This is a genomic window from Lysinibacillus sp. GJ-1 (assembly GCF_021166035.1).
Lineage (GTDB): Bacteria > Bacillota > Bacilli > Bacillales_A > Planococcaceae > Lysinibacillus > Lysinibacillus sphaericus.
The window spans coordinates 1,793,673-1,820,005 of record NZ_CP088912.1 but is presented as its reverse complement, the minus strand read 5'-3'; the positions used below and the strand labels follow the sequence as shown (position 1 = coordinate 1,820,005).

Here is a 26,333-nt window from a genome sequence, read left to right as displayed (position 1 = left end):
ATCCATTGCCCAAATTTTTATTTATTTTTGAGCAAAAATATACCAATGCCATCTATCTTTAAAAAGTTTTCCCCCAACCTCCTCTTCATCTTCCGATAAACATAACACTTTAAAGTTTGTTAATAATCTATCCACTTCATCTTTATCTGAATAATGATGTGGGTGTTCTCCGTCTAACTTTTTTTGATTAATAAAGGTATTTCTCTCTATTTCTATACCTTTTCCATAATGAATATTATTTGTTGAATTTAAAGTTAGTAGTAATTTTCCACCAGTCACTAAAATTCTATAAAACTCCTTCAAAGCATCCTCTAGTTCGGATAATGTATTATGATATATTACATTCCAACTTACAACTAAATCAAATGAATTATCTTCTACTGACTTTAGCCATGTTAAATCTCCTTGAAATATCTGTACAGGAAAATTTTCATCAATACTTTTTTGTTGCAAGTAGTTAATTGCAGTAAGGCTTGGATCTACAGCAGTTACGATGAATCCCTTTTTAGCTAAATACTCACTATGTCTCCCAATTCCACATCCCATATCTAACGCTTTTAACTGATTACAATTATTTTCCACTTCCATTATATAATCTATAAAATGATAATCAGGGATTGACCACCTTCTTATTTTATCTGAATTTTCCCATAATTCATCCCACTTTTGTGGCATAGATTTAATCCTTTCTATAATATAAATAATTATCCTTTTCTCTAAAAACAAAAATTTTTCTAGAATACTCCACTAGTCTTTTTTTTAGATTTTCCATATTAATTTTATAAAGATCTCTATTAATATTTATAGCACCTGACCACTCACGTCTACAAATATCATCGTAATTAATAATATTATTATGAATAATATTATTTGAATTCACTTTGTTGTCCGGAGAGGAAAGCAGCGGAAATACAATCTCATTTAATGTCCCTTCTTGGACTGCTTCACAACCAAAAACTTTACAAACTTCTTTATAATGGGATTTAATTTTGTCTCTAGGTTGGCAATTTTCATCATATAATTTTCCAACTTCTATTTCACATTCAGGCAAAACAGATAGAATTTCAGGAAAATTCCTAAAAGAAATTGGACGAATATAGATACTTTCAGGAGTACCTAAAACGAGTAAGTTTTCTTTTATTGGCTTTAGATATACCCTGCCATTAGAAACTAGATTATATTTTTGTTTGAGATAATCAAATAATATTGTCGTTTTTCCACTATTTGAATTTCCACATATTATATTTACTTTGCCTTGAGAATTTGCGACAGCACTAGCATGGACTTCAACAAAGCCTTCATTTATTAATCCTATATTTAAAATATCCCTTATTAAAACCCTTATATCTTCTAATTGACTTATTAAACTAGTACCTGTAATTAAAAAGCTATTTGATTCCTTGTCAAAAACAATAATATTCTTTGATTTTTTCATGATAAATATATTAAATCTTTTCAATTCTAACTTCCTGCACTGAATACTTTTTCTATTATCTTTTTCATTTTTCACTATATCTACGTCTTCAAAAGTGAACTTACAATCCAAGTCCAATGGTGCACAATTCAAATAAATGCTAAATGCTTTTACATTGAAGCTATCTGCAGTTAAGGAACCATCTTTTACTATTGTGTAAGGGATAAATTTATAGCTAAAGAAATCTAACACCTCTACATCTGAATACAAAATAAATTCTATTGTTCTTCTTTGAACTACACAACTACAAATGTAAGCTTTATTATAGTAATTTTTCGCGTACTCTAGCAGTTTATCTTCAAAACCCTTTACAATCATTTTATGACATGTCCCCCTCCATAATGTATTGCACATCAACCCCTGTTTTGCTCAGTATTTCAAAAAATTCAGGACATGTTTTAGATACGCAACTAGGGTTCTCTATCACAATGTTTGGAATAACACTACCTAACAATGCAAATGCCATTGCAACTCTATGATCATTATACGGATTAATTATTCCAACTGTAGGAGTCCCAGGATAAACTGTAAATCCGTCCTCATTCTCTTCCACTTTAATACCAATATTCTTTAAATTAGTGGACAAAGCCATAATTCGATCTGATTCATGCCTTCGTATATGTGCGACTCCTGTTATTGTTATTGGCGAGGTTGAGAAAACAGATAATATTCCTATTGTTAATGCTTGATCTGATATTTCTTTAAAGTTAAAGGTGAAGCCACCTTTTAATTGTTTTGGTCCTCTAACTTCAACTTGCTGCTGAGCATGTAAAATGTCGACTCCACAGCCCATTTCCTTTAAAAAATCTAAAAACTTTAAATCCGGTTGTAAAGTATTACAATTAATATTATTTACAACAACTTTCCCTTCAGTAAGAGCTGCTAGTGCAAAAAAATAACAAGCTGTTGAAATGTCAGATTCTAATACAATATTTTGTGATATATAAGGTTTATTGTTTACAATGATTTTTGTCAGATGTTCATCATATTGTAAAGAAGCTCCAAACTGTTCCATCATGTTCAACGTAATTTTTATATAAGATATTTGTACAACTTCATCAACAATCTTTATGATTGTTTTCTCTTTAGCATAAGGAGATGCAATTAATAACCCGCTAATAAATTGACTAGAAATCTTTCCAGAAGCAATAATCTCGCCTCCTTGAAGACCTCTTCCCTTTACTTTCAGTGGGAAATGACCATCCATATTTAAAAAACTGACCTCTCCACCCAAATCATTCAAATAATTGACAATATCTTTAATAGGTCTTTTGCTCAACTGTTCATCTGCATATACTTCCCATTCACCAATAGCCGCTTGTGCTAAAGCGCCTGGTAAAAATCTACCGACAGTCCCAGCGGCTCCAATAAATAATTGTGAATTCTTTTTCGCCCATTTGCCATTCATACCTTCTACGTAGACCTTGTCATCAACCAAATCTATTTTTACTCCTAATTCTCTTAATGCCTCGATGCACCAATAAGAATCATCACTTTTTAAAATTCCAGCTATTTCTGATTTTCCATCCGCCAATGCAGCAATAATTAATGCCCGATTTGTCATACTTTTACTTCCTGGTACAAATAGATTACTATCAACATTATATTTTGAAGGCTTTATTTTAACATGACTATATTCAATATTATTTGACCAACCACTATATTGATGACTTTTTGACATTCTTAATAATCTCCATTCCATTATAAATTTGCATAATCAATTTCATGGCAATTAATGCTGAATTAACATCGTTATCAATGTCATTTTCATCAGGTGATTCGATAAGACTGATATAGCAATTTAGCATATTCATATAAGGTTTTAAGCGTTCCATATTATTAAAGACATATTTTTCACTGTTTTCTTCTTTATTATAGTAAAGTAATGAATGCTTGTTTTTTGAATTTTCACTAAAGCCAAATAAAGTATCTAATTTCACGAAGCCTTTGTCACCATAAAACTCCAACACAGTCTCATCATTCATTTGATTTCCAGCCCAACTAATTTCTAGATACCACGAAGTAAAATTATCGAGCTCAATTAACGCTGTAATGTTGTCTTCTACATTAATTAATTCAGTACATCTGTCAAACTCTCCTTTATGCCAAGTTGCATATTTGTCTTTTTTTCCTGTGAAAATATTATGTCTCTTTGAGCCTAAAACTTTAAATTTCTTTGATTTCACCAACCACAAGACTAAATCTACAATATGTGGTCCTAAATCAATTAAAGTACCTCCTCCAGATTTTTGACTATCCAAAAACCATGAACTGCTAGGAATTCCATTACGTCTTATCCATTTGCTTTTTATTTTATATATATTCCCTATCTCGGAAATTTTACTACTCAGATTTTGAACATCTTCTCTAAATCTATTTTGTAATCCAATAAACAGCTTTTTTGAATATTTTTCAATGATATATTGTAATTTTTCACATTCGTCAATTGTTATACATAATGGCTTCTCACAAAGTACATACTTTCCTGCTGATAAGCATTTTATAGTTTGCTCATAATGGAGGTAATTAGGAGTTGCAATTATTATCAAGTCAATTTCTTCACATTTCAATAGAGCCTCGATAGAATCAAAAATCCAACGAACGGGCTTTTCTTTACAGAATTCTGCAATTTTTTCTTTATCTGAATCATAAATCCCGATATTTAAATGCTTATTCATAGATTTAAAAATTGGATAATAAACTTGTGTTGTAATCCATCCTACACCCAAAAAAGCTATATTATTGAGCATCTACTTTTCATCCTTTTGTAACTCATTTCATTTTATATTTTCTTACTTCTCGAATTTGTTAGTTTTATTATGGATTTTAAAGGATTTTGCTGATACTTCGGTAAATGATTATATCCTGAAGCAATTAGTATACCTCCTACTAAAGAAGGATTTCTTAAAACATTTAATTGTATATTTAACTTTCTATTGAGAAACTTAGATTCATTTTCGTATAAGACATTAAGAATACTATTAGTATAATAAGGATTATTTATTACACTTCCTCCAAAATGTAAATTCGTTATATCCATTATATTTATTAAATTTGACATTGTTATTCCCAATAATTTACCTCCCTCTTTCAATACTACTAAAAGGTGTTGATCATACTTTGGAATTTCACTTAATGTTTTATATCGCCTGTAGTATTTATCTATTTCCAACAATCTATCCAACATTCCCTTACCAGATGAAAACAGTTGTAAACAATTAATCTTCCCGCAGCTACAATTTATCGTTTTTGAACTTTGTACTTGAGTATGACCTAGCTCTCCTGCATAGTTATTATTTCCTAAGTAAAGTTGTTGATTTAATAATAGTCCTAATCCAATTCCTGTTCCTACATTTATATATATCGAATTTTCTGAATTCGGAAAAATATAAAAATTAGAAATAGCTCCCATGTTAGAATCTTCAAATATTTCTACCGGATTACTTATATAATCATGTATCGATGATTTTAAATCATATCCTTCCCAATATGGTTTATTTGGCCATTTTTTTATTATGCCTTCTTCTATTAAACCTGGAAAAGAAATTGTGATTTTTGTAACATTACTCCTAATTTTAGGAATTATAAATTTAATCAATATTTCTAAATCTGAATGAAAATTTTTCGAATTAGGTGTTTTCATAATATCTGTTTTATATGTTAAATTATCAAAAATGTAAATGGACTCAATTTTGGTCCCACCAATATCTATTACAAAAATATCTTGCATCTTATTCACCTTAACATTTAAATAGCTCTAATGGGGTACTACAAATGTATTTGGGCTTTAATTGTTGAACTTGTCCCATACTTTTTTTCCATGTTACTAAAACACTATCAATCTTTGCAGCGTTTGAAGAGTAGACATCATAAGCACTATCTCCAATAAATAATGCCTTTGATGGTGAAATATCAAATTTCTTAATAATCTGAAATATACCTTGAGGATGAGGCTTTGGATACTCTACTTTGTCCGATGTAAGTATATAATCAAAATAATGATCAATTTCTAAATAGCTTAGTATCTTTTTAGCTCTATGCCAATCCTTTCCTGTGTATATCGTAATGATTTTGTTTTCATTAGCTAAAAATTCAATAACTTTTAATGTATCCTGAAAAACTTTTATTTCGTTAATATTTTCATCAGAAATTTTCTTATATAATGTTATTAGTTCTAGTGGCAAATCTAATTTATTAAAAATATTTATTATAGAATCACCCATCATTGAAAAAAATAAATCAAAATCTGGATCTTTATCTACTATTCTATAACAATGTCCTATACACTTTTTCATTAAATCATGACTGTCTATAATAGTTCCGTCTAAATCAAAAATATACAAATCATATTTTTTTCCTAGCAAATAAGACCCCCTACTAATACGGCTAACATATCAATACATATTTGATTCTATTTTCCTAATCTATTCAAGTTCGGTCCAGGTCCATTAACAATTAAAATTATTCATTTCTTTCTTTATACTTCTCACTTAAAATTTTATTTATTTCATCTAATTCATCTTCATAAATACCAAAGATTGTTCCAAGAAAAACTCCTAACGGTGTGCCAATTAAAAGGTAATTATTTTCTTCCCATACTTCAAACTCTACTTTTAATAAACTATTTAAGTAGACCGTATTAATGATTCCTCCTGATTCAAATTTAATCCTAGGCTTAAATACTCTTTGCGATTTCAAAAAAAAGTCTATTATTTTATCATTCTCCAAAAGAGAATCCGCTATGCTTTCAAGTAAAATAAAAAAAATTAATTTTAATCTTCTTGGATGCTTAATAACATGTATCAGATCGTGGTAAAAAAACCTGTAAATATTCCTTTTTCTTTCCCAAGATGACAAGTTACGAATTTTACTTTTATTATTAAATGACTCTAATTTTAAATATAAAGTTTTCAAATCTTTATAATCTTTTTTTAGATGTAATCTTTTTATATGATACCTAAACAAATTCCAATCTATATTTGTATTTAACAAATACCTATAATCTATGAAATCCCTTACTCTTAATTTATAGTTTCCCCCAGCTTCAGCTACTAAAATTAACAAATTCATAGTATCAGAGGGCATGTAAAAATTTAAACCTTCAAATGAATAGTGTTGTTTTTGTTCCCAAAGATGCTTAAAATTTAACCAACTATAATAGCTTACAGGAAATCCACCACAGTTCAGTTCTATAAAATTTTTTATGTTATCATTTAATTCTTTATATACTTCAACTACTCCAAATATTTCATTCCCCCTTTGACATATAGCAGGAGTAAACTTATATTTATAACCCAACTCAAGTAATATTTTTAAAATATCACAAAATTCATCGAACTCTTTAACTACAATATCAAGATCATGAAATTGCCTTTTTATATTATTTGGGTAATATTTTTGTATTGAAATACCTTTTATTATTATAAATTTTCGTTCTTGTTTATTTAAAACTCTTATTACATTTTTTATTTCTTTTAAACGCAGCTCCCTCTTTTTTATTAAATATTTCCTATTTTCATTATCAAGATCCTTTATGTTATAGCTCGAATAAATTAATTGATCAATAAGTTTATTTTCTGAAATGCAATTAAAAGAAAACTTTTTGTTTAAGCCTGTTGTTTCATTAATGCACGCTTTATATAAATCTATTTTTTCCTTTAACATTACTCTCACCTATATTTAAAATTTAAAGTAAAAAGGAGAAAAAACGTTTCTCCTTTTTACTAAAACCCTTGCTCTCGAAACTACCAATCATTTTTTCGTTGGACGAATTCGAGTCAATTTACGAGTCGTTTTGATTAATGACATCCGCCTCACCTCCTTTAAAATTTTCAACCGATTAATATTAGGAAATATATAATTATACCTTGATATAAAAAATCGATGTGTTATGCAAATTAGTAAATTCTAACACTTATTTTTATATAAAGATTTACTAAAATTAAAAACAAACCAACGAGTAGAAAAATATACTTTACTTCAATATTGCTAGCAAGAAAACCTGATATTAAATATGCAATAGGTACCATAACTTTCATTAACATAGAAGAAGTTCCTGTTACTCTACCTAATAAATGTTCTGGTGTACTAGACTGTCTAAGCGTTAAATAGTTAATGCTAAAAATTGCTACGGCAAATTCAAATATAATGATACCTATACACAGAAAATACCAAGAATTAAAAATAAAAAGTATGAAAGGTGCTATTGTCGCCAATATAATTGAATATTTAAATATTTCATTTTGTGTAAATAATTTTGCAATATATCCCGAAAATACAGATGCTATGACTCCTCCCAATGCTAAAATTGCTAGTATTAAACCTATGCTACCTTTGTAAATTGATAAATCATTTAATAAATAGAAGATTAAAATTCCTCCAATTAATGAGGAAGCAAAATTAAAAGCCATAACTATCAACGTAATAGTCCATAGTCTATTATTTTGAACTAAGGCTAGCCACCCTTCTTTTATATCCAATTTGAAAGATTTAGATTTTTTGATTGATTTAGCTTTAGGAATCTTCAAAGCTAAAACATTAATAAATAAAAATAAATAACCTAAGATAGGGATTAATAAGCTATTTTTAATCCCCAAATATATTATTAACATACCTGCTATCGAAGGACCTACGATATCAACTATAATACTCATAAAACTAATAGCAGCATTTGCTGATCGAAGGTGATCATTTGAAACAATAAACTTTAATGTCACATGATAAGAGTTTCTAAAAATATAGATACATAGATAAAATATAAAACCTAAAATATATACAATCATTACCGAATTGTTAATAAAATACATTATATTCATCAAAACCAATAGTTGAGTTAATATGGAGAAAATCATAATATTTTTTTTACTATACCTATCTATTATCACACCGATTAACATACCAAATAAAATAGTTGGGAGTATTTCAATTGCCTTCATCAGACTCATATAAACTGAAGATTTAGTTTTTTCATAAATATAGATTGGTAATACTAAGGAATATGTTCTTAAAGTAAGATTTGCAATTGTATTACCCAACCATAAATGCAAAAATTGTTTATTATTCCAAATAGAATCGCTTTTAACTACCATTATTCGGTATAATATCTCCCTTTATATTATATGAAATTCAAATTTAATGGCTTGAACTAACTTTTGAATCAGTATAAGTCTGGTAAATTAGGTCGATAAATTTATCAATGGTTTTTTGATCTGATAGTAAAAATGTATGTGGCAACCATAAAACCTTCGATGATATCAAATCAGAAGATTCATAATGAAATTTTGAATAATCAATTTTATTTTGAATGAATTGGAATTGTTTGTTGTTTTTATATAAATTCTCAAACATTTTCGTCTTATAAAAAACTGGATAAGTAGTGCGTACCGGAAACCCAGCAGTATTCATTTTTTCTATAAATAATTGTTTAGAATACCCATTAAAAGTATCTTCACAGAACTTGAACATATACATTGAATACCCTTGAATACTCGCATATTCTTTTCTACCTTGTGGGGATATACCAGGTAAGCCTTTTAACTTTTTATTCAAGTATTTTACAATATTAGATCTGATAGTTATGTCATTTTCTAATCTATTTATTTGCCCGATAAGTAAGGCTGCTTGTATCTCAGACATCCTATAATTTGAAGCAATACTTTTATGTTCATATGGATTTCCAAAAACATTTCTACCACAATTAAAATAACTGTACGCTTTTTCATACAATTTTTTACTACTAGTTACTATCATGCCCCCTTCTCCCGCTGTCATTGTCTTTATTGCTTGAAAACTAAAAGTTCCTATATCCCCTATAGAACCTAATGCTTTATCTTTATAAAAACTTCCATGTGCATGAGCACAATCTTCAATAACAGCAATGCTATTTTCTTTTGCAATTTTCATTATTTCATCCATCTCGCAGGCATGACCGGCTATATGTACCACAATAAGTGCTTTTGTATGATTAGTAATTTTCTCATTAATAGATTTAGGATTAATACAATATGTTTCTCTATCAACTTCTATGGGAACTGGTAATGCATTCCTCATCAATACCGCACTTGCAGTAGCAATAAAAGTATATGCGGGTATTAATACTTCATCTCCAAAACTAATATCTAAGGCGGCTAATGCAATTTCAAGTGCATGGGTTCCATTCGTTACAGCTAGAGAATATTTACTTTGATGCAAATTACTAAAAGCTTCTTCCAATTCAAAAAGATATTTCCCGTTACCTCTCCATAAATTTCCTGATTCTAGACACTCTAAAACTCTTTGTTTATCTTCATCTGTAATCATTGTTTTTATATTGTTCATGCATTTAATCCCTACTTTATTCAAAATTAATAATGCTTTCTTTCCCACATACATTTATTATCTCATCCCAAATTTTCGGATAAGAAGTACGAGCTACAGGTAGAATATTTTCAACTTTTGTAACTCCTTCCGCCACCAAACCAGCCATTATTAGACTATTGCCAGTTCTATGATCCCCATGGCTTGTACAAACATTTCCATTTAAATATTTAACTCCTTCAAAAATCATTCCATCTTCTGTTTCGTACACTATTGCTCCTAATTTAGAGAATTCTTCAACAATACTTTTGATTCGATTAGTCTTTTTATTCTTTAAATCTGTTGCTCCTTTGATAATTGTTACTCCTTCTGCTAATGAAGCAGCAAGCGCGAATCCTGGAAATTCATCAACCATACGCGGAAACAAACTCTCTTCAATGATAACTCCTTTTAACTTAGATGAAGAAACCTTAATGTCACCCACAGGTTCATTAGACTCTTCTCTGTAGTTAAGAATTTTAATATTTGCCCCCATCTTTTCTAAAATATCAATTAATCCCGTTCGGGTTGGGTTAACTCCTACATTTTTAATTAATAAATCGCTATCTGGATGTACTAAACCTAAAACTATCCAATAAACTGCTACACTTATTTCATTTGGAATTTTAAAATCACAGGGTCTTAACGGAGAACTTAAAGGATTTATTTTAATACATTTCCCCTCGTTACTAACTTCTAGATTTTTTCCCATTATTGTTAGCATCCGTTCTGTATGATCTCTCCACTAGGAAAATCATTACTATAGTCAATACCCTGCAAATCCTTACCACTTATAGCTAATGGGGCTAGTGTATTATTTTGTTTTCCAAATATTTGAGCACCCATCATAGTCAAGGGCGATATAATTCTGTCCATAGGTCTATATATAGTTCTATTAGTTCCAGTAATTATAGTTAAAAAAGATTCTGGTGCTACTAAACCACTTAAAAATCTCATAGTAGTAGCTGAAGTACCTACATTTAAAATATCATTACTTTCTTTCAGTGATTTCCCCCCTAATCCTTCAATGATTATTTTTTCTTTGTCTTTATGTACTTTGACACCTAATTGTTTCAAACATTCTAAAGTATTAATAGTATCTTTTCCGTCTAAATAATTGTAAATATAAGAGTCTCCATCAGCTAGTGTTGCTAGAAATGCTGCTCTATGCGATATTGACTTATCAGGAGCAATGTTCACACTCCCCCTTATTTTTCGAGGAGAACGTAGAGTGACACTATTCGCTTTATACAATTTCTCTAAAGTATTTTGATTGTCAATCATCAAATGATTATCTCCTTTCATCAAATGATTTATATACAGAATTTTCAGTTTTTAATTGATGTTATTTAGCTATAAATGAAATGTTTATAAATTGAGTAGTCTTCAGAAAATCGTTTATAGCAATAGTAAAATTACGGGGCATTAAGATAATTAAAGTCAGTAAAGAAATAAATAATGGTTCTATAATAGATTGAATACTTTTGAAATCAATAGTTCAGTAACTCAGACACTTTTGATAAGTAAACAAAATTCATTATTCCGAAAATTTAAAAAATATTAATTGTTGCGCAAATTTTATCACATCACATTAAAACAGTCAACATTTTTTGATCACAATATTTTATATGCTATACTTATATTCTCTTAAGAGCCACTAGTAAAATAGTAAACTACATTTCGGAACTGAACCCATCTATCGTTGGAAACAGGCATCTACAGCTGCAAATTCGCGTCAAACAACAGAGAGACGTATTGAAGGACTTTATTGTGCCTATAAATTTCGCTATGGCTACCGAAAAATTACAGCTCTCTTACGTCAAGAAATGCGGGTCAATCATAAAGTCGTCCATATCATGCCAAAATATGGTTGGCAATGTCACGTGAAAATGAAAAAACGGAAATGAACAGGACAACCTTACGCTACCGCAGCGAATTTATTCAATCGTAATTTTGAAGCAACCGCATAGCAAAAGGCATTACCATGAGCATGTCCCGCAAAGGAACGCCGCTGATAATGCCACCAGTTCAATACCGACAACTGCGTTGGTTGATCTTTTTGTTCACTGTCTTATATACAGGGGTCAGTCCCCGTAATCAATCTAACACTTTTTACATGGTCATTGCTGTTTACTACGGCGGTGCTTTCCACGGGGCAAGAGGTGCGATAGCAACGGTTCAAAGGCAGAAGACATCTATTTTTATTTTAAATGAAAAAAAGACTGTAGAACCGATTTTTATCGGTTCTACTTTATAAATTATATTAATATCAATACTTTATTTATAATCTTAACTACTTTAATCTCTTGTAAGAATCCAATGCTATTAAATTGATTTATATACGGATTTTTAATTTTTGAATTTTTTCAATTTGGTAGCTGTATCCAGTCAAATCAAGTTCTTTTACAAGAACATAAAAAAAGACTTCAGCACGATTCAAAAAGATTCCTAATAACATTTTTTGTTCAAATTCTAACACATGATCGTCGTTATCAAATAAAAATTGTATTTTTTTATTTTTTAATTGCTTTAATTGAATTCTAACTGGTTGATTGGGAAAATAACATTTCCCAATTCCTTCTTCTAAGTATTCTTCAATAACATTTAAAATATATGCCCATAGCTCCTGAAGATAATCCCAATATCGAACACCTAAAATCTCTTTATTATATTTTTTAATAGATAACCCCCATCAAGTGTAAGAATAGTCTCTATATATTTACTCCGATTATTATTGATAAAAGAAACAAATTCATCCCAGTTATCATTTATGCTTATCGTGTACTTATCAGGATTATTTACCGCATCTTCCAAATCGTTTATAGTTCTTTTTACAATAAATTCGTTAATTGTTACGATTTCCATTAAATATTTACCTCAAATTCATTCATTTAATCTATTCCTTTAATATCTCCATCTAGCAATAACTGCTACGGAAACAAATGACTAAAATAGAATAACGTAGAAGCCCGGATACCCCATCAGCATTAAAAAATCCTTTCAATTGGTTTTTTAAATTAATTGAATTAACGACCTTTACAGTTGCTAGATTATTTTGTAGGCTTATCCATAATAGAACGAAGAAAATGCTACAAGAACAATCAAACGGATTTCTCCATAACATAACAAGAGGTGATGTGTATGACGGACAAAGTAACTGCATTTAAACAGGCATTAGGGAATTATCCAACAGGTGTCACAGTTGTTACAGCTTGCAATAATCTAAATGAACCGATTGGCTTAACGGTCAATTCCTTTGCATCGGTTTCCATAGATCCGCTTCTCATTCTATGGTCATTGGACAAAAAATCACAACTACATCCATTTTTTAGTACTACAGAAAAATTTGCGGTCAATATTTTAGCGCATGAGCAAACACATTTATGTACGGTATTTTCAAGTAAAATCGCTGACAGATTTGCGCAAGTTCATTGGTCTACTTCTGCACATGGTTTACCTATTTTGCATGATACGTTAGCTACGCTACAATGCGAAACATATAATAAAATTGATGCAGGTGACCATACGATTTTTATTGGGCAAGTTTTACAAATTGATAATAGACAGAAGGAACCTTTGCTCTATCACCGTAGACATCTTGGACAAATTCCAACGAGCTTTTACGAATAATCTGGTTTAAGTAGGTATTTCAAATTTCCCCTTTGAGATACCTTTTTTAACGTTTTAAAATCGCTGCTCATCGCATTATTATGAATGTAAAAGGAGTGAAACGATTATCATGCCCGATTATAGAAATATACTTGTCCCTTTATTATTCGTTTTCATTATTGCAGGTTGTACAAGCTTAGAAAAACAAAAAATTGAAGTTCAAAAAATGGCAGAAGACGGAGCTTATGAGGATTTCAAGGAAATTACCCATTCCAAAGAGGTAAAAGCGGTTAAACAAATACTACATCATGCTGACTGGGAGAAACGAAAAGTCGATATGGCAAGATTGCCAGACTATGAGTTTATATTTCAATTTGTTAATTCCAATACCAACGCAAAAGCCATCACTTATGCCGTTTGGATTGCTCCAAACAAAAACACACTAGAGGTTGTGCAAGGTGAACAGCAATATGTTCATTTGAACGAAAAGGATTCTAGCACTTTGTTCGAAGCATTAACAGACAGTAAACTAGCAGATGTCAAATAAAGAAACATTTAGTACGTTTTTTCGTTTAGCGGTTTTTAGTGTAAGACTACCTATGTGGCGTCAAAGGGCGCTTTTAAGGTAGTCTTTTGTTGATTCTTCCGCATTCTATTAAAACTTTACTTTTTCTGTGGAAATCTTTGCTTTTCAAGTCGATTAATTTGTACAATCACACCATCTTGAATGGTAATTTGCACTTCACCAAATTCTAAATTTTGAATGGCATTCGCAATCACTTCTAATTTCTTATCATCAATCTTAGACAGTTGAGACATACGATACACCCCTTCTTTTTTCACTTTTTGTATAAAAGACATTCAAGCATCAAAATGATTGGTTCTCTTATCTCTATAGATAGCACTGAATTTGCATTTTACTCTCCTAGCATCAATACTACGTTTCTTGGAAATAATTCTATAATTCAGAAAACCTATTGTCAATACAAACATTATAAAACCTAGCTGAATACTTTGTAATTAAGGAAAAAGTTTCATTTTTCCCTTACAATTCCATATTTTTAATAACTTATTTCATCGATAGTGGTAGTGGCAAGTGGTAAATCACCTTTACTTTATTCATATTTTGGAACGGAATGATGTATGACAACAAAAAAACTGTGCAGAATTTCATCTTCTACACAGTTTGTTGTTATACATTTTGTAAGTAATTTATCAATACTTTTGCCGTTTCTTGTTTGCCAATTACTTTGATGGGATCACCTTGTGCAGGTACAATCCAATGAGGCTCTTGACCACCGTACAGCGATTGCGAGCTATTGGCAACCATGCATTGTGCGTTCGCGGTTTCCATACGAAGACGTGCACGCGATAGTAAGAACTGTTCGTCCTCTGTTGCCTCTAGCTTAAAGCCTACTAACGTGACATCCGGTTGCCAGCCCTTTATTTGTCCTAACACTTTTGGTGCTTTTTTAAAGTGAATAATAGGAGGCTCGTCCGATGGCATTTTACCCGCACCTTCCATGAGATTGCCCGATTGATCGTAAACTTTATCAATTACCCAATCAGAGCCGGCCGCTGCCATGATCACGATATCTACTTGTCCTTCCTGTACCGCATGGCGAACCTTGTCACCTAAATCTTCAATCCCCTCAAAGCGTACAGTACGCATTTTATCTTGGTTAACTGGAAGTTGTGCAAAATAGCCATGCATATAGATAACATCTGCCCCAGCTTCTAATGCTGCTTCAGCCAAATAGCAGCCCATCGTCCCCTTCGATAAATTCGTATGCCCGCGCACACGATCCCATTTTTCAAGTGTTCCCCCACTTGTAATGAGTACGGTTTTTCCTTGTAATGTCCCCACTCACACTCACCTTTTCTTTTCAAACTATCATGAAATACTAAGCTTTCTTCATGTTCTATTTTAACGTAAAAAGTTAAAATAACCTATTTCTTATTTTGTTCTTTCAGCCATGCACTTAAAATTTCCGCAAATTTTTTTGTCACTGGTGAGGCTTGGTGTTTCATTGCCAGCCCAATTGTTCGATAACCACCTTGTTTTAACGGGATGGCCTTTAATGAAGACGGCAATCGATTAATAACTAAGCGAGGTAAAATACTAATTCCTAAATGATGCGAAATCATTGAAATAATTCCTACTTCCTCTGACAGCTCAAAGCGGATGTTTGGTTTCACATGATACTGCTCTAAAAGAACTTTTACATCATTGGTGCCTCGATACGATGTCATTATAAAAGGCATATCCTCTAATTCAGCAATATCAATTTCTGCTCGGTTATAGAGAGAACTTTGATTGGAAACGATACATAAAAGAGGGTCTTGTACTAACTGGATAAATTGGAATTGTTCCGATTTTTGACCATTTAAAAACCCAGCATCCACTACACCGCTTTGTAACCACTGTTCGATTTCATAATAATCGCCTTCGCGCAATTCTACTTGTATGCCTGGAAACTGATTGTCCATAATACGAATAATTTCGGGCATCCAATTGGATGAAATACTAGAAATAACACCTATTCGCAATTTACCACGGGTCACACCAAGAATATGGGCCGTTTCTTGCTGTAATAATTCATTTGCATCGAGAACTTGACGCATCGCACGCAGCATCGTTTGTCCTTCGCTCGTTAATGTTACACCTGTTCGACTTCGATGGATTAGTGCAAATCCACATTCTTTCTCTAAGCTTGAAACAGCATGACTAACTGCCGATTGGGTTAATCCAAGCGCATCAGCTGCTTTTGTAAAACTCGATACTTCAGCAACTTTATTCAAAATCTCGTATTTGACTAAACTCATTCACTTTCCCTCTTATACATGAATTTTTTTAATATTAATCATTATAAACATTCGTTTTACTAATCACAATACAAGATATATAGTAAATTTTAGTATAAAACTGTTTTAGTACACAGATTGAAGGTGGCATAATGAGTAATCAAGGAAAAGCAAATTTACTAATGGTAATTGTAACAATGTTTTGGGGATTGTCTTATACGTTTATGGTTATGGGGCTTGAAACATTGGCTGTTTATAATGTGGTAGCGTTACGTTGTATTATCGCATTTTTTGCAGCAGGCATACTCTTTTATAAACGCATGATCAAAGTCGATTTCAAAACATTAAAATACGCAGCTATTCAAGGTTTGCTTTTATTCATTGTGTTTGCACTTAGCTTATTCGGACTGGAGACTACTTCCGTTTCCAACGCAGGATTTATTTTAAGTCTGACAGTTGTGCTAGTGCCTATATTCAGTAGCTTTATCGACAAAAAATTGCCTTCAAAAGCTGTTAGTTTTGCGATTGTTAGCACAATGATTGGTATTACTGTATTAACTGTACAACATTCATTTACTTTCCAAACAGGCGATATTTTAGTCGCTATTGCTGCGTTAAGCTATTCAATTTATCTGCTGTTAAACGGTCGATTTACTCGTAGCGTAGAGTCGATTTCATACGGCATCTATCAACTCGGCTTCGCTGGATTGTATGCACTTGTTTTAACGCTACTTTTTGAAACACCAACACTTCCAAATTCTACTACTTCATGGATTGCCATTTTAGGGCTTGGTATTATTTGTAGCGCATTTTGCTTTGTTGGCCAAACTGTTGCACAACAGTATACATCTGCTACACATACAGGGCTTATCTTTTCATTGGAGCCTATTTTTGCCGCGATGTTTGCCATGATGTTTATCGGTGAGGGGCTTACGGTTAAATTACTGATTGGTGGTAGCTTTATTTTAATCGGCAATCTTGTTGCCCAACTGGAACATCTTCACCTTTTACGCTTTATAAGAAAACATGAACAGGAAAAAGTGATGCATTAATCAATACGAAAAGAGTGAGATTGACCATAATCAATCCCACTCTTTTCTATTATCTGCTGCTCTGCCCACTCGGTGAGCGCTTTCCGCGACAATAATCATTTATCGTTAACTACAAATATCTTCTTATTTGTTCCGCATCATTCATACGCTCTTCAGCCTTTAAGCGTTCCTCACGTTGAGCTGGTGTCTCATCCACAATCGATTCAGGTGGCGTGACACGTGTATCCAGCGCATCCAGTTGTGCACGTTGTGATTCGACGCCAAGTGTAGCCGATGTTGGATCGATGTTGTCATCATGTTCTGCATATAATACAATGGCCCCTTCTTCCACAAGTTGTGCGTAATATGCTGTCTGACCCTCTGTCAAATCAAAACGTTTTAATCCTTCTGTGACCGCTGTTTCTCCTGTAAACCATGATTTAATTTGGTCAAACCAATTACCAGCTTCGTGGGTTTTCACATCAGCGTTCCATTTGACATCTTCCAAATCGCTAGCTTCTCTTGCAATAATATGGATTTCATCCGTGTGGTAACCTTCCATGCGCATACATTTTAAAATGTGAAACATCTCTTCTCTCGTATGTGCAACTTCAATTTTTGGGTTTTGTTCATTCATCATGTTCAATTCCTCCTAATTTGTAAGGCTTACTATGTATGTACCCCGACACTTTAAGAAAAAACCCTTTTTATGCATCCTTTATACAACTGTAATAATTGTCATCTCAATTATTATTCTGTTGCCTGTTTGTCATATTGCCTGTCCTCCCAAAATTAAAAAAACACTTGGAGCTTTAACTAAACTCCAAGTGCTCTGTATTTTAAGCGCCTTTTTTATCAAGAAAGGCTTTTAACATCCAAGTATGTTTTTCAAGGGATTGATACATCGCATTCAGCAAATCTTCTGTACGGTCATCGCCTTCTTCTGCAGCAAGCTGCATCGTATTATTGATAGCTTGCATTTGCTTTTCAAAGTCAGAAATAGTAGTTGCGACCATTTCCTCTGCTGTCTCTTTTCCCGTTGCTTCTTCTACATAGGATAACTCAAGGTATTCTTTTAAAGTAGCGACAGGCTCGCCACCTTTGGATAGAATACGTTCAGCCGTATCATCAAAATTTAATGTAACCTCATTGTATAATTCTTCAAATTTTGCATGGAGTGTAAAAAAGGCATTCCCGGTTACATACCAATGATAGTTATGTAGTTTTGTATACAGTACCGACCATGTTGCTACGAGTTTATTCAATTCCTTGTTTAAATCTTGTGGCATAATTACCCCTCCAAATTATTGTTATTTATATAATTTCAGTATGCAATATACTGTCGAACCCTGTCAAGTAGACACCTTAAATAAAATAAAAAATAACAAAAAGGGTAAAAATCTTAATACACTATGTACGATTGGCATCCAAATAAAAAGAACTCTACATTGAGTACTTTGAACAAGCATACTTGATAGCGTAAAGTTTGTTAAAGCATTATGTCCTTAAATTACGTATAATGGAATAAAAACGTTGGATACATCTTGCCAAAAAGGAGACTCTATGAATATTACATTAAGCCAATTGACATACGTTGATATGGAAAGTTTATATACATTCGAGCTTACTAATCGGGCTTATTTCGAAAAAATGGTACCTAGTCGTGGTGATGATTATTATGAATTTAATAATTTTCAAAAGCAAAACCTTATGCTAATACATGAACAAGAGCAAGAACGATCTTATTTCTATTTAATCAAAAATGAACTTGGACAAATCGTTGGGCGCATCAATTTAACCGATATAGATAAAAAACAACTGTTAGGTCATATCGGTTATCGAGTTGGCGATGAACATAGCAGCAAGGGCATTGCTAATAAAGCGTTAAAGTTATTATTAACAATCGCGAGCAATAAAGGCATTCGACAAATTGCTGCGAAAACAACAACAAACAATATAGCTTCACAAAAAGTATTAGAAAAAAATGGATTTATATACACTGGCACAAGTTCTGAAGAGTTTGCAATGAATGGACAAAAATTAAAGTTTGTTTATTTTAATTGGAACGATTCGGAGGCAAGCCGTTTGTAACAATAAGGTTTATTTAATCCTAGTATCACTTAAAATAGTAACTACTTCAACAAAGGGTTATAGCCAAAATATAGTAGTAGACGAAATAAACCGAATGCAAATTATATGTACTACAAGCGTCCTTCATTTTAGCATTCGGTTTATTAATTTAGTTTATATATTTTTAGCAGTATTCCGCAATTTCTAAACTACAATCAATACTATTCCTCATTGAATAGATTTCCAACAGGATTTTTTAGAGTTGGGGTAGGCTGTGGTGCGTCCATTTGCATACTTTGTGATGGCGGAGCAGCTAGTTTCATCAATCGATAAATCCGTTTATGATTAAATTGTTTATTGTATTTATGGTTTAGATGTAGCTTCATTTTGCGATAGCCAAATTTTGCTTGTCCCTTTTCATGTAGCGCGTTTATTTCTTTTAAAATCTCGTTATTTTCAAGTTGCCTTTTTGTTGGTACGCGCTGTGTCCATTTATAATAAGCTGAGCGTGCAATTCCTGCGCATTCGCATAGTAGCGAGATAGAGTAGTGGTCGTTGTGATGCAATGCTTGAATGGCTGTATATTTATTTACATAACTCTCCTCCCTTCGATTTCCTCTAGCTTTTTTAGCAATGCATTTTCTGTACGTAGACGTTCATTTTCGCGTTCAAGATATTTTATTTCTTCTTTAAATTGTTCTTCTATTGTACGCTCCTGTTCTTTTTTAGTTCGCCCGCGTTTATCTTGTAGCGATGCTTCGTCACCCGCTTCATATTTTTTAACCCATTGGTAAACTTGTTGGTACGACACTTGAAACCTATCTGCAGTAAGTTGGTAGTTTTTATCATGCTTTAAACAAAAGAAAACGATTTGAACTCGTTCCTCTACTGTCGTTTTTCTTCCCTTTGGCATCAGTTCGGCTATCCTTTCAGCAATTCCTTTTTTATACTATTATAATAGTTAGAACAATAAACGAGAACAGAATAGTAAAGCAATATATTGTAAAAACCCCCTTCTTTAACAGAAGAGGGTTTTACTTACGTATTATCTTTATTCAATTGTTCCGCTTCTTCCAAACTTTCTTCTGCTCTTAACCGATGCTCTCGTTGCTCAGGCGTCTCGACATGATCAATCGTATCAATAAATGGTTCAGGCGCAGTAACGCGAGGTTCAAGTGGATTATGCCAATAGCGATTTTCCTCTTGATCAATCGCTATTGTTACTGGGGCATCTGTGTTACTTCTCGCCAAACACAACAATAGCACCATGCTCTACAAGTTGTGCATAATATACTGTTTGCCCCTCACTTAAATGAAAACGTTTGACGCCTTCTTTTACAGCAGATTCACCTGTAAACCATGATTTAAACTGATCGAGCCAATTGCCTGCCTCATGCGTGTGTATATCTGTTTCCCATTTAATGTCCGCAAATGGCGTAGCGTCCTTCGCAATAATATGAATATCATTCGTGTGAAAACCTCGGTTATGCATTTGTTTTAATATTTCTAGCATTTCCTCTTTCGAGTGTGCCACTTCAATATATGGATTTTGTTCATTCATGCAATATATGTCCTCCTATTTTTAATGGCCACTCCATACTTATTCGTATCAGAGGAACTGCCTTTACTGTTTTTTTGTCTTCCTTTTAAAGTTATTCGTTCAGGAATGCTTTAAACATCCATGCATGTTTTTCAAGTGACTGATACATAGCGTTTAATAAGTCTTCCGTTCGATCGTCGCCCTCTTCTGCCGCAAGCTCCATCGTTGCGTTTAAAGCTTTCATCAACTTTTGGAAATCAGAAATTGTTGTAGCAACCATTTCTTCCGTTGTTTCTTTACCTGTTGCTTCTTCTATATAAGAAAGCTCCAGATGCTCTTTTAAAGTAGCTACTGGTTTGCCATCTTTGGATAGAATACGCTCTGCGATTTCATCTAAATTTAATGTTGTTTCATTATATAATTCTTCAAATTTTTCATGCAGTGTAAAAAAGGCACTGCCTGTTACATACCAATGGTAGTTATGCAATTTTGTATACAGTACAGAGTATGTTGCTACTAGCTTATTTAGTTGCTTGTTTAAATTTTGTGACATAATATCTCCTCCAATAATTCATACTAGCCTTTAGTATGCGTTGCTTTGTACTCTGGCTATACTTCATTTTTCCCTACTGACACAATTTCAAACACGTTCTGCTTCTTTTTTTAAAAAAATCATGATTTCGCTAGGCTACTAAAATCTTATTCTTCCCCCTGTAATTATTTCACTTTTCGAAATAGTTTCGTTATAATGGAATCACTTACGTTAAAAGGGGTGTTCTGACATGGAAGTATTACCATTAAGGAAAGATGTTGCAGTGGAAGAAACGTGGAATTTACAGGATTTACTTGAAAATGACGCTGATTTTGAACCTGCATTAGCTCAGTTTGTAGAAGATGCAGTAAAATTTGAAAGCACCTATAAGGGGAGCATTACGGATGCGCAAAAGGTAATTGAGGTACTGACAGCCTTTGAAGCATTACAAGTAGGCATTATCCCTCTTGGAACCTATGCGAGCTTAAATATACAGGCTGATCGTACGGATGACGTTGCACAAATGCGCGCAGCAAAATTTAGCACGGCGATTGGAAAAATTAGCAGTTCCATCGCATTTGTGAATAGCGAATTGCTTGCATTAGACGAAACCGTTTTAGAGCAAGCTGCAGCGTCAAGTCCCCTATATAATCGCTATATCACACAACTGTTAAAGCAAAAGCCTCATCAACTACATCCTGAAGTAGAAAAAACGCTTGCTGCTTTGCGTTCTACATTCGACGCACCTTATGAAATTTATAACACGACAAAGCTCGTGGATATGCATTTCGGGGAGTTTGAGGCAAATGGCAAAAATCATCCGCTTAGCTATGTGTTATTCGAAAATGATTGGGAACTTGAAAGCGATCCAACGATACGTCGAGCAGCATTCAATGCCTTTTCTAACAAGCTTCGTGAGTATCAACATACTACGGCAAAAGTATATAACACGCATATCCAGCAAGAGAAAACAATCGCCGATTTACGGGGCTTCGACTCTGTCATTGACTTTTTATTATTTGACCAAGATGTCGATCGTTCGCTTTATAATCGTCAAATTGACCTTATTACAAAAGAGCTTGCCCCACATATGCGTCGTTATGCCAAGCTTGTACAAAAAGCGCATGGCTTAGATAAAATGACGTTTGCTGATTTAAAAATATCACTCGATCCAAGCTATGATCCAAAATTAACAATGGCAGAAGCAAAAGATTATGTTGAAAAATCATTAGCTGTAATGGGTAAAGATTATGAGGAAATGATTGAAAGGGCGTTCAACGAGCGCTGGATTGATTACGCACCAAATAAAGGAAAATCTACAGGCGCATTTTGCTCAAGTCCCTACGGAAGCCATCCGTACATTTTAATGTCATGGAATGAGCGTATGAACGAGGTATTCACACTAATCCATGAGCTTGGTCACGCCGGTCATTTTGTTAATGCACATGCACATCAATCGTATTTGAATAATCGCCCTTCCCTCTACTTTATCGAGGCACCATCTACAATGAATGAAATGCTATTAGCAAACTATTTATTGACACATAATGATGATAAACGCTTTAAACGTTGGGTTATATCAAACATTGTATCGAAAACATATTATCATAACTTCGTCACACATTTACTAGAGGCAGCATACCAACGTAAAGTATATGAACTAGTGGACGCTGGCGAATCAGTGAATGCTACAGTATTGAATCAATTAAAACGTACTGTTTTAGAAGATTTCTGGGGCGATACTGTCCATATCCTAGAAGGCGCAGAATTAACATGGATGCGTCAGCCTCATTACTATATGGGCTTGTATCCATACACATATAGTGCTGGTTTAACGATTTCTACACAAGTATCGCAACGTATTTTAAAAGAAGGTAGTACGGCTGTAGATGAATGGTTAAAAGTACTGCAAGCAGGTGGCACTAAATCGCCTGTAGAGCTTGCCCAAATGGCAGGTGTTGATGTCACGACAGATCAACCGCTGCGAGATACAATTGCTTACATCGGTCAGTTAATTGACGAGCTTGAAAGACTAACAGCAGAGATTGAAGTCTAATAGTATTACCATCTACGCTCAATTCAAGTGCGTAGATGGTTTTCTTTTTTTAGTTCTAAGCTAGAAAATACATACATATAATAGAATTAGGGCGTCCCTCTAATTTTTTGATATTTCAAAATAGATAATCATTTTTCTTCATACAAAAGTACCGTTATTATTAAGTGTACGCAATTTATTTAGCAAAAATCGACTAACAATTTTCAAAGGAAGTGTTTCTAATTATGGTAAAACGTAATGATCCATGCCCATGCGGTAGCGGCAAAAAATACAAAAAATGTTGTGAAGGTAAACAGCAAGTTACAGTTGAAGCTGTAGCAATCGAAGAACTAGAGCGTGTACTACAAACATTCTATTTAGAATATCCAGAACGCAAAGATGTTCGTGCTTATATCGAGCATGTTGGCACATGGCAGCCTAAATTAGAGAGCGTACTACAACGTGAGCTTATTGAAGCGATTGCGTTAGACGACTTCTTCTTCCATCAAGAGCCATCTATTTGGAAAGGGTATTTAAAGAAAACGAAGAAAAAGACGGTAAGACCTTCAACTTTAAAAGTACTTGAAGGCTGGTCACAACCTACACTCTTTATTGGTACGGTAACTGTTGTAGAGGAAAAATATTTTAAAGCTAGTCATGTTCTTTCAAATGAAGAAATTTATATCCGTCGCGAAAATGATAAGCCAATTCCTGAGGGAATGCATGTCTTTGCGTTTATCTTGCCAGATGGCACGAAGCAGGAAGCGCATTATCTAGCGGTATCAACGCTTATATTCTTCCCACATGACCATGAACAAGTATTTGTGAAGTTAAAAGAAAACTTCGAGGCTTCAAATAAGAAAGTTCAAACATTCTTAAAAGAAGATCATCTAACATTCTGGGAGCTACTTGTGTCTAACGGCTACAAGGGCGAAGAATTCACAAACTTCGAGAACGGTGTTATTACGCAAGTTAAGGAATTCCTTGAACAAAATGAGCGTGAAACAGCACCGATGCTTGAACTATTAGAGGATTACTTAATCGAAGGACAACCCTCTGCACGTAAAGAAGCGGCCATCGCAGCAGGTGCTATTCGCTACGGTCAGGAAAAAGAGCTATTTGAATCACTTTCTATGACAGTCAAAGAAATTGCAGCGACTTTCGATATTTCCCCTTCCTCTTTAACAAAATACTACCAAGATTTAAGTCAATACGCTTCAACAAAATAAAAAACAAAAACAAGTGTTAGATTGAGTTACAATCAATCTAACACTTGTTTTGCTAAAGCGGTATTTGCCTTCTATCCGCGATTTCTTCTGTTTTACCCGCGTTTGATGGACCTCTATCCGCGATTTACACTGTTTTACCCGCGTTTCAAAAAATAAATAGAAAAAAGCTACGTTCGTTATCTGCATAATAACAGATAACAAGGTAGCTTTTTCTATGGTAACCAACCAATTTTATTATTTCCGAACATATAGTTATTTATGCAAGAAAAGCACTACATATGCTTAATTTCATGCATAAAAATTTCTTATTGGATATTTTTATGTGAGTTCTCACAATCGGCGCCTTATTTGCTATACACTTTCATTAGCTCTTCCCCTAAAAACTGCAGTCGCTCTCCTACTGTACACGCCTCAATACAAAAACGATGGGCCCCTTGTTTCCCACGCTCTTTCCGCAGTTGCTTAATGACTAAGCAATCAGCACAGTACATATCATGTAGTTCATCAATATCTTTCATAACCATCACTTTATCCATTAAGAACATTCGCCCCCTTCACGTCCAAATTTCATGTCTTTCTATTATGAAGTCAACATTGTGTTCAAGCAACTATTTTGTTCATCCTAATTTAACAAAAATTGTTTCAATCATTTGGAGGTTGTCAAACAGCACCATTGCTGTACAATAAAATGGAAGTCTAATCGCAAAGTAGGGATTTTCATGTTAGAGGTCTATATCGATGCGGCAAGTGCAGGTAATCCTGGCCCTAGCGGCATTGGCATTTTTATTAAAGGAGAAGGCCATCACGTACAAATTAGTGAGTACATCGGTCATACAAATAATCATATCGCCGAATTCACCGCATTAGTACGGGGCTTAGAAGAAGCACAAAAACTAGGTACAAGCATTGTCTCCGTCCGTTCCGATTCAAAAGTGGTCGTTACATCTATAGAAAAAGAATATGTCAAAAACGAAGAATTTAAACCTTTTCTTGAACAAGCATTAACACTTGCAAATAATTTTGATTTATTTTTCATCAAATGGATTCCAGATGGGCAAAATAAAGCAGCAGATGCACTAGCACGCAACGCTATTCAAAAAGAAAAAAATTAAAACAATAGGGGGACCGCCCGCTAAAACAAGCAGTCCCCTATTCGCTTATTTTTATTTCATTGTACGTTTCTAAAAGTCCACGATAAGAACTTTCTTCAGAGAACCAAAGTTTTTCATTTTTACAAAACTCCACAAAATTAATAAATTCCTTTTTCACTTCATTTTTGAAAAGTTCAATAGGAACTAGAAAACGTTGGTGACAATCTAGTTGTATTTCATAAAACTCACCAACTTCTTGAATTACCGTATCATTATAGGAAGCATTATCTAAAAAAACAATTCCATGACTTCTTCCATCATAGTGATTATTAAAAATATAAATTAAATCACTCCACGTTTCTAATAAACTTTCCGTTATTTGCTCTTCGCCAAAAATCACCACATTATTATAAATTAAGCTCACAAAGCCACATAAGTAATCACCCTCGTTTTCTTCTAATATCTTCTGTGCCTTTTCCACAGCTAATGGATTGGTAATAGGAAAACTTTCGATTTTATAAACAGGAGCAGTTATATCTTCTTCTCCTATAAAAGTCTCGATTTTTAGTTTATTCATAAAAAG

The 26,333-nt window shown here is 33.1% G+C and carries 31 protein-coding genes and 1 pseudogene; 9 read left to right on the top strand and 23 right to left on the bottom strand.

Going from position 1 to position 26,333, the window contains the following annotated elements:
- Positions 1 to 21: 21 nt before the first annotated feature.
- The 10 genes and pseudogenes from LO754_RS08540 to LO754_RS08495 form a co-directional block, all read right to left on the bottom strand.
- Positions 22 to 675, bottom strand: a complete 654-nt coding sequence (locus LO754_RS08540) for a class I SAM-dependent methyltransferase (RefSeq protein ID WP_231786020.1) — start codon at positions 673 to 675, stop codon at positions 22 to 24.
- Between the two features lie 4 nt (positions 676 to 679).
- A complete protein-coding gene (locus LO754_RS08535; RefSeq protein WP_231786019.1) occupies positions 680 to 1,792 on the bottom strand; it encodes a hypothetical protein in 1,113 nt (370 codons plus the stop codon).
- Between the two features lies 1 nt (position 1,793).
- Positions 1,794 to 3,155, bottom strand: coding sequence for a 3-phosphoshikimate 1-carboxyvinyltransferase (aroA, locus tag LO754_RS08530; RefSeq protein ID WP_231786018.1), 1,362 nt, complete (start codon positions 3,153 to 3,155; stop codon positions 1,794 to 1,796).
- Positions 3,133 to 4,224 (bottom strand): Gfo/Idh/MocA family protein, encoded by a 1,092-nt coding sequence (locus LO754_RS08525; RefSeq protein ID WP_231786017.1) that lies wholly within the window; start codon positions 4,222 to 4,224, stop codon positions 3,133 to 3,135. Before LO754_RS08525 ends, aroA begins: the two co-directional genes overlap by 23 nt.
- A gap of 32 nt (positions 4,225 to 4,256) precedes the next feature.
- Complete coding sequence (locus LO754_RS08520) at positions 4,257 to 5,204, bottom strand: ROK family protein (RefSeq protein WP_231786016.1); 948 nt, start codon at positions 5,202 to 5,204, stop codon at positions 4,257 to 4,259.
- A 10-nt stretch (positions 5,205 to 5,214) separates the two neighbouring features.
- Positions 5,215 to 5,838, bottom strand: a complete 624-nt coding sequence (locus tag LO754_RS08515; RefSeq protein WP_231786015.1) for an HAD family hydrolase — start codon at positions 5,836 to 5,838, stop codon at positions 5,215 to 5,217.
- A 97-nt stretch (positions 5,839 to 5,935) separates the two neighbouring features.
- A complete protein-coding gene (locus tag LO754_RS08510) occupies positions 5,936 to 7,138 on the bottom strand; it encodes a nucleotidyltransferase family protein (RefSeq protein ID WP_231786014.1) in 1,203 nt (400 codons plus the stop codon).
- A gap of 233 nt (positions 7,139 to 7,371) precedes the next feature.
- Positions 7,372 to 8,562 carry an MFS transporter gene (locus tag LO754_RS08505; protein WP_231786013.1) on the bottom strand — a complete coding sequence of 397 codons (1,191 nt, stop codon included), beginning with the start codon at positions 8,560 to 8,562 and terminating at the stop codon, positions 7,372 to 7,374.
- A gap of 43 nt (positions 8,563 to 8,605) precedes the next feature.
- Positions 8,606 to 9,790: a DegT/DnrJ/EryC1/StrS aminotransferase family protein gene (locus LO754_RS08500; protein WP_231786012.1), complete on the bottom strand. Its 1,185-nt coding sequence runs from the start codon at positions 9,788 to 9,790 to the stop codon at positions 8,606 to 8,608.
- Between the two features lie 16 nt (positions 9,791 to 9,806).
- Positions 9,807 to 11,092, bottom strand: a pseudogene (locus LO754_RS08495) (3-phosphoshikimate 1-carboxyvinyltransferase).
- Positions 11,093 to 11,502: 410 nt separating this feature from the next.
- Between LO754_RS08495 and LO754_RS23720 the strand changes: the two are divergent.
- Positions 11,503 to 11,715, top strand: coding sequence for an IS3 family transposase (locus LO754_RS23720; RefSeq protein ID WP_435892064.1), 213 nt, complete (start codon positions 11,503 to 11,505; stop codon positions 11,713 to 11,715).
- Positions 11,716 to 11,792: 77 nt separating this feature from the next.
- On the top strand, positions 11,793 to 12,065 hold the full coding sequence (locus LO754_RS08490) for a hypothetical protein (protein WP_231786011.1): 273 nt from the start codon (positions 11,793 to 11,795) through the stop codon (positions 12,063 to 12,065).
- 395 nt (positions 12,066 to 12,460) lie between these two features.
- Here LO754_RS08490 and LO754_RS08485 read toward each other — a convergent pair whose 3' ends face one another.
- On the bottom strand, positions 12,461 to 12,673 hold the full coding sequence (locus LO754_RS08485) for a hypothetical protein (RefSeq protein ID WP_231786010.1): 213 nt from the start codon (positions 12,671 to 12,673) through the stop codon (positions 12,461 to 12,463).
- 276 nt (positions 12,674 to 12,949) lie between these two features.
- Here LO754_RS08485 and LO754_RS08480 point away from each other — a divergent pair, with 276 nt between their 5' ends.
- Positions 12,950 to 13,438 carry a flavin reductase family protein gene (locus LO754_RS08480; protein WP_025219215.1) on the top strand — a complete coding sequence of 163 codons (489 nt, stop codon included), beginning with the start codon at positions 12,950 to 12,952 and terminating at the stop codon, positions 13,436 to 13,438.
- 109 nt (positions 13,439 to 13,547) lie between these two features.
- Complete coding sequence (locus tag LO754_RS08475) at positions 13,548 to 13,964, top strand: YhfM domain-containing protein (RefSeq protein WP_024363459.1); 417 nt, start codon at positions 13,548 to 13,550, stop codon at positions 13,962 to 13,964.
- A 116-nt stretch (positions 13,965 to 14,080) separates the two neighbouring features.
- Here the strand turns inward: LO754_RS08475 and LO754_RS08470 are convergent, their stop codons facing one another.
- From LO754_RS08470 to LO754_RS08460, 3 genes are all read right to left on the bottom strand, one after another.
- Positions 14,081 to 14,236, bottom strand: a complete 156-nt coding sequence (locus LO754_RS08470) for a YezD family protein (RefSeq protein ID WP_231786009.1) — start codon at positions 14,234 to 14,236, stop codon at positions 14,081 to 14,083.
- Positions 14,237 to 14,609: 373 nt separating this feature from the next.
- Positions 14,610 to 15,284, bottom strand: a complete 675-nt coding sequence (locus LO754_RS08465) for a phosphopantothenoylcysteine decarboxylase domain-containing protein (protein ID WP_231786008.1) — start codon at positions 15,282 to 15,284, stop codon at positions 14,610 to 14,612.
- Positions 15,285 to 15,367: 83 nt separating this feature from the next.
- The gene (locus LO754_RS08460; RefSeq protein WP_231786007.1) at positions 15,368 to 16,243 is read right to left on the bottom strand and encodes a LysR family transcriptional regulator; all 876 of its coding nucleotides are present in this window, start codon (positions 16,241 to 16,243) and stop codon (positions 15,368 to 15,370) included.
- Between the two features lie 131 nt (positions 16,244 to 16,374).
- Between LO754_RS08460 and LO754_RS08455 the strand changes: the two genes are divergently transcribed.
- Positions 16,375 to 17,274 (top strand): DMT family transporter, encoded by a 900-nt coding sequence (locus LO754_RS08455; RefSeq protein WP_024363456.1) that lies wholly within the window; start codon positions 16,375 to 16,377, stop codon positions 17,272 to 17,274.
- Between the two features lie 109 nt (positions 17,275 to 17,383).
- Here the strand turns inward: LO754_RS08455 and LO754_RS08450 are convergent, their stop codons facing one another.
- Together LO754_RS08450 and LO754_RS08445 are read right to left on the bottom strand one after the other, a co-directional pair.
- On the bottom strand, positions 17,384 to 17,893 hold the full coding sequence (locus LO754_RS08450; protein WP_024363455.1) for a general stress protein: 510 nt from the start codon (positions 17,891 to 17,893) through the stop codon (positions 17,384 to 17,386).
- Between the two features lie 199 nt (positions 17,894 to 18,092).
- Positions 18,093 to 18,542 (bottom strand): Dps family protein, encoded by a 450-nt coding sequence (locus LO754_RS08445; protein WP_024363454.1) that lies wholly within the window; start codon positions 18,540 to 18,542, stop codon positions 18,093 to 18,095.
- A gap of 274 nt (positions 18,543 to 18,816) precedes the next feature.
- Between LO754_RS08445 and LO754_RS08440 the strand changes: the two genes are divergently transcribed.
- Positions 18,817 to 19,344, top strand: coding sequence for a GNAT family N-acetyltransferase (locus LO754_RS08440; RefSeq protein WP_231786006.1), 528 nt, complete (start codon positions 18,817 to 18,819; stop codon positions 19,342 to 19,344).
- Between the two features lie 200 nt (positions 19,345 to 19,544).
- On the opposite strand, the gene LO754_RS23715 is transcribed toward LO754_RS08440, so the two are convergent.
- The 5 genes from LO754_RS23715 to LO754_RS08420 all read right to left on the bottom strand — a co-directional run bounded on the left by LO754_RS23715 (position 19,545) and on the right by LO754_RS08420 (position 21,416).
- Positions 19,545 to 19,889 (bottom strand): IS3 family transposase, encoded by a 345-nt coding sequence (locus tag LO754_RS23715; RefSeq protein ID WP_435892057.1) that lies wholly within the window; start codon positions 19,887 to 19,889, stop codon positions 19,545 to 19,547.
- A 23-nt stretch (positions 19,890 to 19,912) separates the two neighbouring features.
- Complete coding sequence (locus tag LO754_RS08435) at positions 19,913 to 20,236, bottom strand: helix-turn-helix domain-containing protein (protein ID WP_231786005.1); 324 nt, start codon at positions 20,234 to 20,236, stop codon at positions 19,913 to 19,915.
- 125 nt (positions 20,237 to 20,361) lie between these two features.
- A complete protein-coding gene (locus LO754_RS08430) occupies positions 20,362 to 20,574 on the bottom strand; it encodes a hypothetical protein (protein ID WP_231786004.1) in 213 nt (70 codons plus the stop codon).
- A complete protein-coding gene (locus tag LO754_RS08425) occupies positions 20,561 to 20,884 on the bottom strand; it encodes a general stress protein (RefSeq protein WP_231786003.1) in 324 nt (107 codons plus the stop codon). The genes LO754_RS08430 and LO754_RS08425 overlap by 14 nt, the downstream gene beginning before the upstream one ends.
- Before the next feature lie 91 nt (positions 20,885 to 20,975).
- A complete protein-coding gene (locus LO754_RS08420) occupies positions 20,976 to 21,416 on the bottom strand; it encodes a Dps family protein (RefSeq protein WP_231786002.1) in 441 nt (146 codons plus the stop codon).
- 229 nt (positions 21,417 to 21,645) lie between these two features.
- On the opposite strand from LO754_RS08420, the gene pepF reads away from it, so the two are divergent.
- Together pepF and LO754_RS08410 are read left to right on the top strand one after the other, a co-directional pair.
- Positions 21,646 to 23,451 (top strand): oligoendopeptidase F, encoded by a 1,806-nt coding sequence (gene pepF / locus LO754_RS08415; protein WP_231786001.1) that lies wholly within the window; start codon positions 21,646 to 21,648, stop codon positions 23,449 to 23,451.
- 224 nt (positions 23,452 to 23,675) lie between these two features.
- Positions 23,676 to 24,659 (top strand): SEC-C domain-containing protein, encoded by a 984-nt coding sequence (locus LO754_RS08410; protein WP_024363447.1) that lies wholly within the window; start codon positions 23,676 to 23,678, stop codon positions 24,657 to 24,659.
- Positions 24,660 to 25,003: 344 nt separating this feature from the next.
- On the opposite strand, the gene LO754_RS08405 is transcribed toward LO754_RS08410, so the two are convergent.
- A complete protein-coding gene (locus LO754_RS08405) occupies positions 25,004 to 25,195 on the bottom strand; it encodes a zinc-finger domain-containing protein (RefSeq protein WP_231786000.1) in 192 nt (63 codons plus the stop codon).
- A 183-nt stretch (positions 25,196 to 25,378) separates the two neighbouring features.
- Between LO754_RS08405 and LO754_RS08400 the strand changes: the two genes are divergently transcribed.
- Positions 25,379 to 25,771: a ribonuclease HI family protein gene (locus LO754_RS08400; protein WP_024363445.1), complete on the top strand. Its 393-nt coding sequence runs from the start codon at positions 25,379 to 25,381 to the stop codon at positions 25,769 to 25,771.
- Positions 25,772 to 25,808: 37 nt separating this feature from the next.
- Here LO754_RS08400 and LO754_RS08395 read toward each other — a convergent pair whose 3' ends face one another.
- Positions 25,809 to 26,327, bottom strand: coding sequence for a hypothetical protein (locus LO754_RS08395; protein ID WP_231785999.1), 519 nt, complete (start codon positions 26,325 to 26,327; stop codon positions 25,809 to 25,811).
- Positions 26,328 to 26,333: the final 6 nt, after the last annotated feature.

Excerpts from the sequence above, each read along its gene's own strand:
- LO754_RS08540 (WP_231786020.1), bottom strand. The coding sequence starts at position 675 with ATGCCACAAAAGTGGGATGAATTATGGGAAAATTCAGATAAAATAAGA.
- LO754_RS08535 (WP_231786019.1), bottom strand. The coding sequence starts at position 1,792 with ATGATTGTAAAGGGTTTTGAAGATAAACTGCTAGAGTACGCGAAAAAT.
- aroA (WP_231786018.1), bottom strand. The coding sequence starts at position 3,155 with ATGTCAAAAAGTCATCAATATAGTGGTTGGTCAAATAATATTGAATAT.
- LO754_RS08525 (WP_231786017.1), bottom strand. The coding sequence starts at position 4,224 with ATGCTCAATAATATAGCTTTTTTGGGTGTAGGATGGATTACAACACAA.
- LO754_RS08520 (WP_231786016.1), bottom strand. The coding sequence starts at position 5,204 with ATGCAAGATATTTTTGTAATAGATATTGGTGGGACCAAAATTGAGTCC.
- LO754_RS08510 (WP_231786014.1), bottom strand. The coding sequence starts at position 7,138 with ATGTTAAAGGAAAAAATAGATTTATATAAAGCGTGCATTAATGAAACA.
- LO754_RS08505 (WP_231786013.1), bottom strand. The coding sequence starts at position 8,562 with ATGGTAGTTAAAAGCGATTCTATTTGGAATAATAAACAATTTTTGCAT.
- LO754_RS08500 (WP_231786012.1), bottom strand. The coding sequence starts at position 9,790 with ATGAACAATATAAAAACAATGATTACAGATGAAGATAAACAAAGAGTT.
- LO754_RS08490 (WP_231786011.1), top strand. The coding sequence starts at position 11,793 with ATGAGCATGTCCCGCAAAGGAACGCCGCTGATAATGCCACCAGTTCAA.
- LO754_RS08485 (WP_231786010.1), bottom strand. The coding sequence starts at position 12,673 with ATGGAAATCGTAACAATTAACGAATTTATTGTAAAAAGAACTATAAAC.
- LO754_RS08480 (WP_025219215.1), top strand. The coding sequence starts at position 12,950 with ATGACGGACAAAGTAACTGCATTTAAACAGGCATTAGGGAATTATCCA.
- LO754_RS08475 (WP_024363459.1), top strand. The coding sequence starts at position 13,548 with ATGCCCGATTATAGAAATATACTTGTCCCTTTATTATTCGTTTTCATT.
- LO754_RS08470 (WP_231786009.1), bottom strand. The coding sequence starts at position 14,236 with ATGTCTCAACTGTCTAAGATTGATGATAAGAAATTAGAAGTGATTGCG.
- LO754_RS08460 (WP_231786007.1), bottom strand. The coding sequence starts at position 16,243 with ATGAGTTTAGTCAAATACGAGATTTTGAATAAAGTTGCTGAAGTATCG.
- LO754_RS08455 (WP_024363456.1), top strand. The coding sequence starts at position 16,375 with ATGAGTAATCAAGGAAAAGCAAATTTACTAATGGTAATTGTAACAATG.
- LO754_RS08450 (WP_024363455.1), bottom strand. The coding sequence starts at position 17,893 with ATGATGAATGAACAAAACCCAAAAATTGAAGTTGCACATACGAGAGAA.
- LO754_RS08445 (WP_024363454.1), bottom strand. The coding sequence starts at position 18,542 with ATGCCACAAGATTTAAACAAGGAATTGAATAAACTCGTAGCAACATGG.
- LO754_RS08440 (WP_231786006.1), top strand. The coding sequence starts at position 18,817 with ATGAATATTACATTAAGCCAATTGACATACGTTGATATGGAAAGTTTA.
- LO754_RS08435 (WP_231786005.1), bottom strand. The coding sequence starts at position 20,236 with ATGCCAAAGGGAAGAAAAACGACAGTAGAGGAACGAGTTCAAATCGTT.
- LO754_RS08425 (WP_231786003.1), bottom strand. The coding sequence starts at position 20,884 with ATGAATGAACAAAATCCATATATTGAAGTGGCACACTCGAAAGAGGAA.
- LO754_RS08420 (WP_231786002.1), bottom strand. The coding sequence starts at position 21,416 with ATGTCACAAAATTTAAACAAGCAACTAAATAAGCTAGTAGCAACATAC.
- pepF (WP_231786001.1), top strand. The coding sequence starts at position 21,646 with ATGGAAGTATTACCATTAAGGAAAGATGTTGCAGTGGAAGAAACGTGG.
- LO754_RS08410 (WP_024363447.1), top strand. The coding sequence starts at position 23,676 with ATGGTAAAACGTAATGATCCATGCCCATGCGGTAGCGGCAAAAAATAC.
- LO754_RS08405 (WP_231786000.1), bottom strand. The coding sequence starts at position 25,195 with ATGGATAAAGTGATGGTTATGAAAGATATTGATGAACTACATGATATG.
- LO754_RS08400 (WP_024363445.1), top strand. The coding sequence starts at position 25,379 with ATGTTAGAGGTCTATATCGATGCGGCAAGTGCAGGTAATCCTGGCCCT.
- LO754_RS08395 (WP_231785999.1), bottom strand. The coding sequence starts at position 26,327 with ATGAATAAACTAAAAATCGAGACTTTTATAGGAGAAGAAGATATAACT.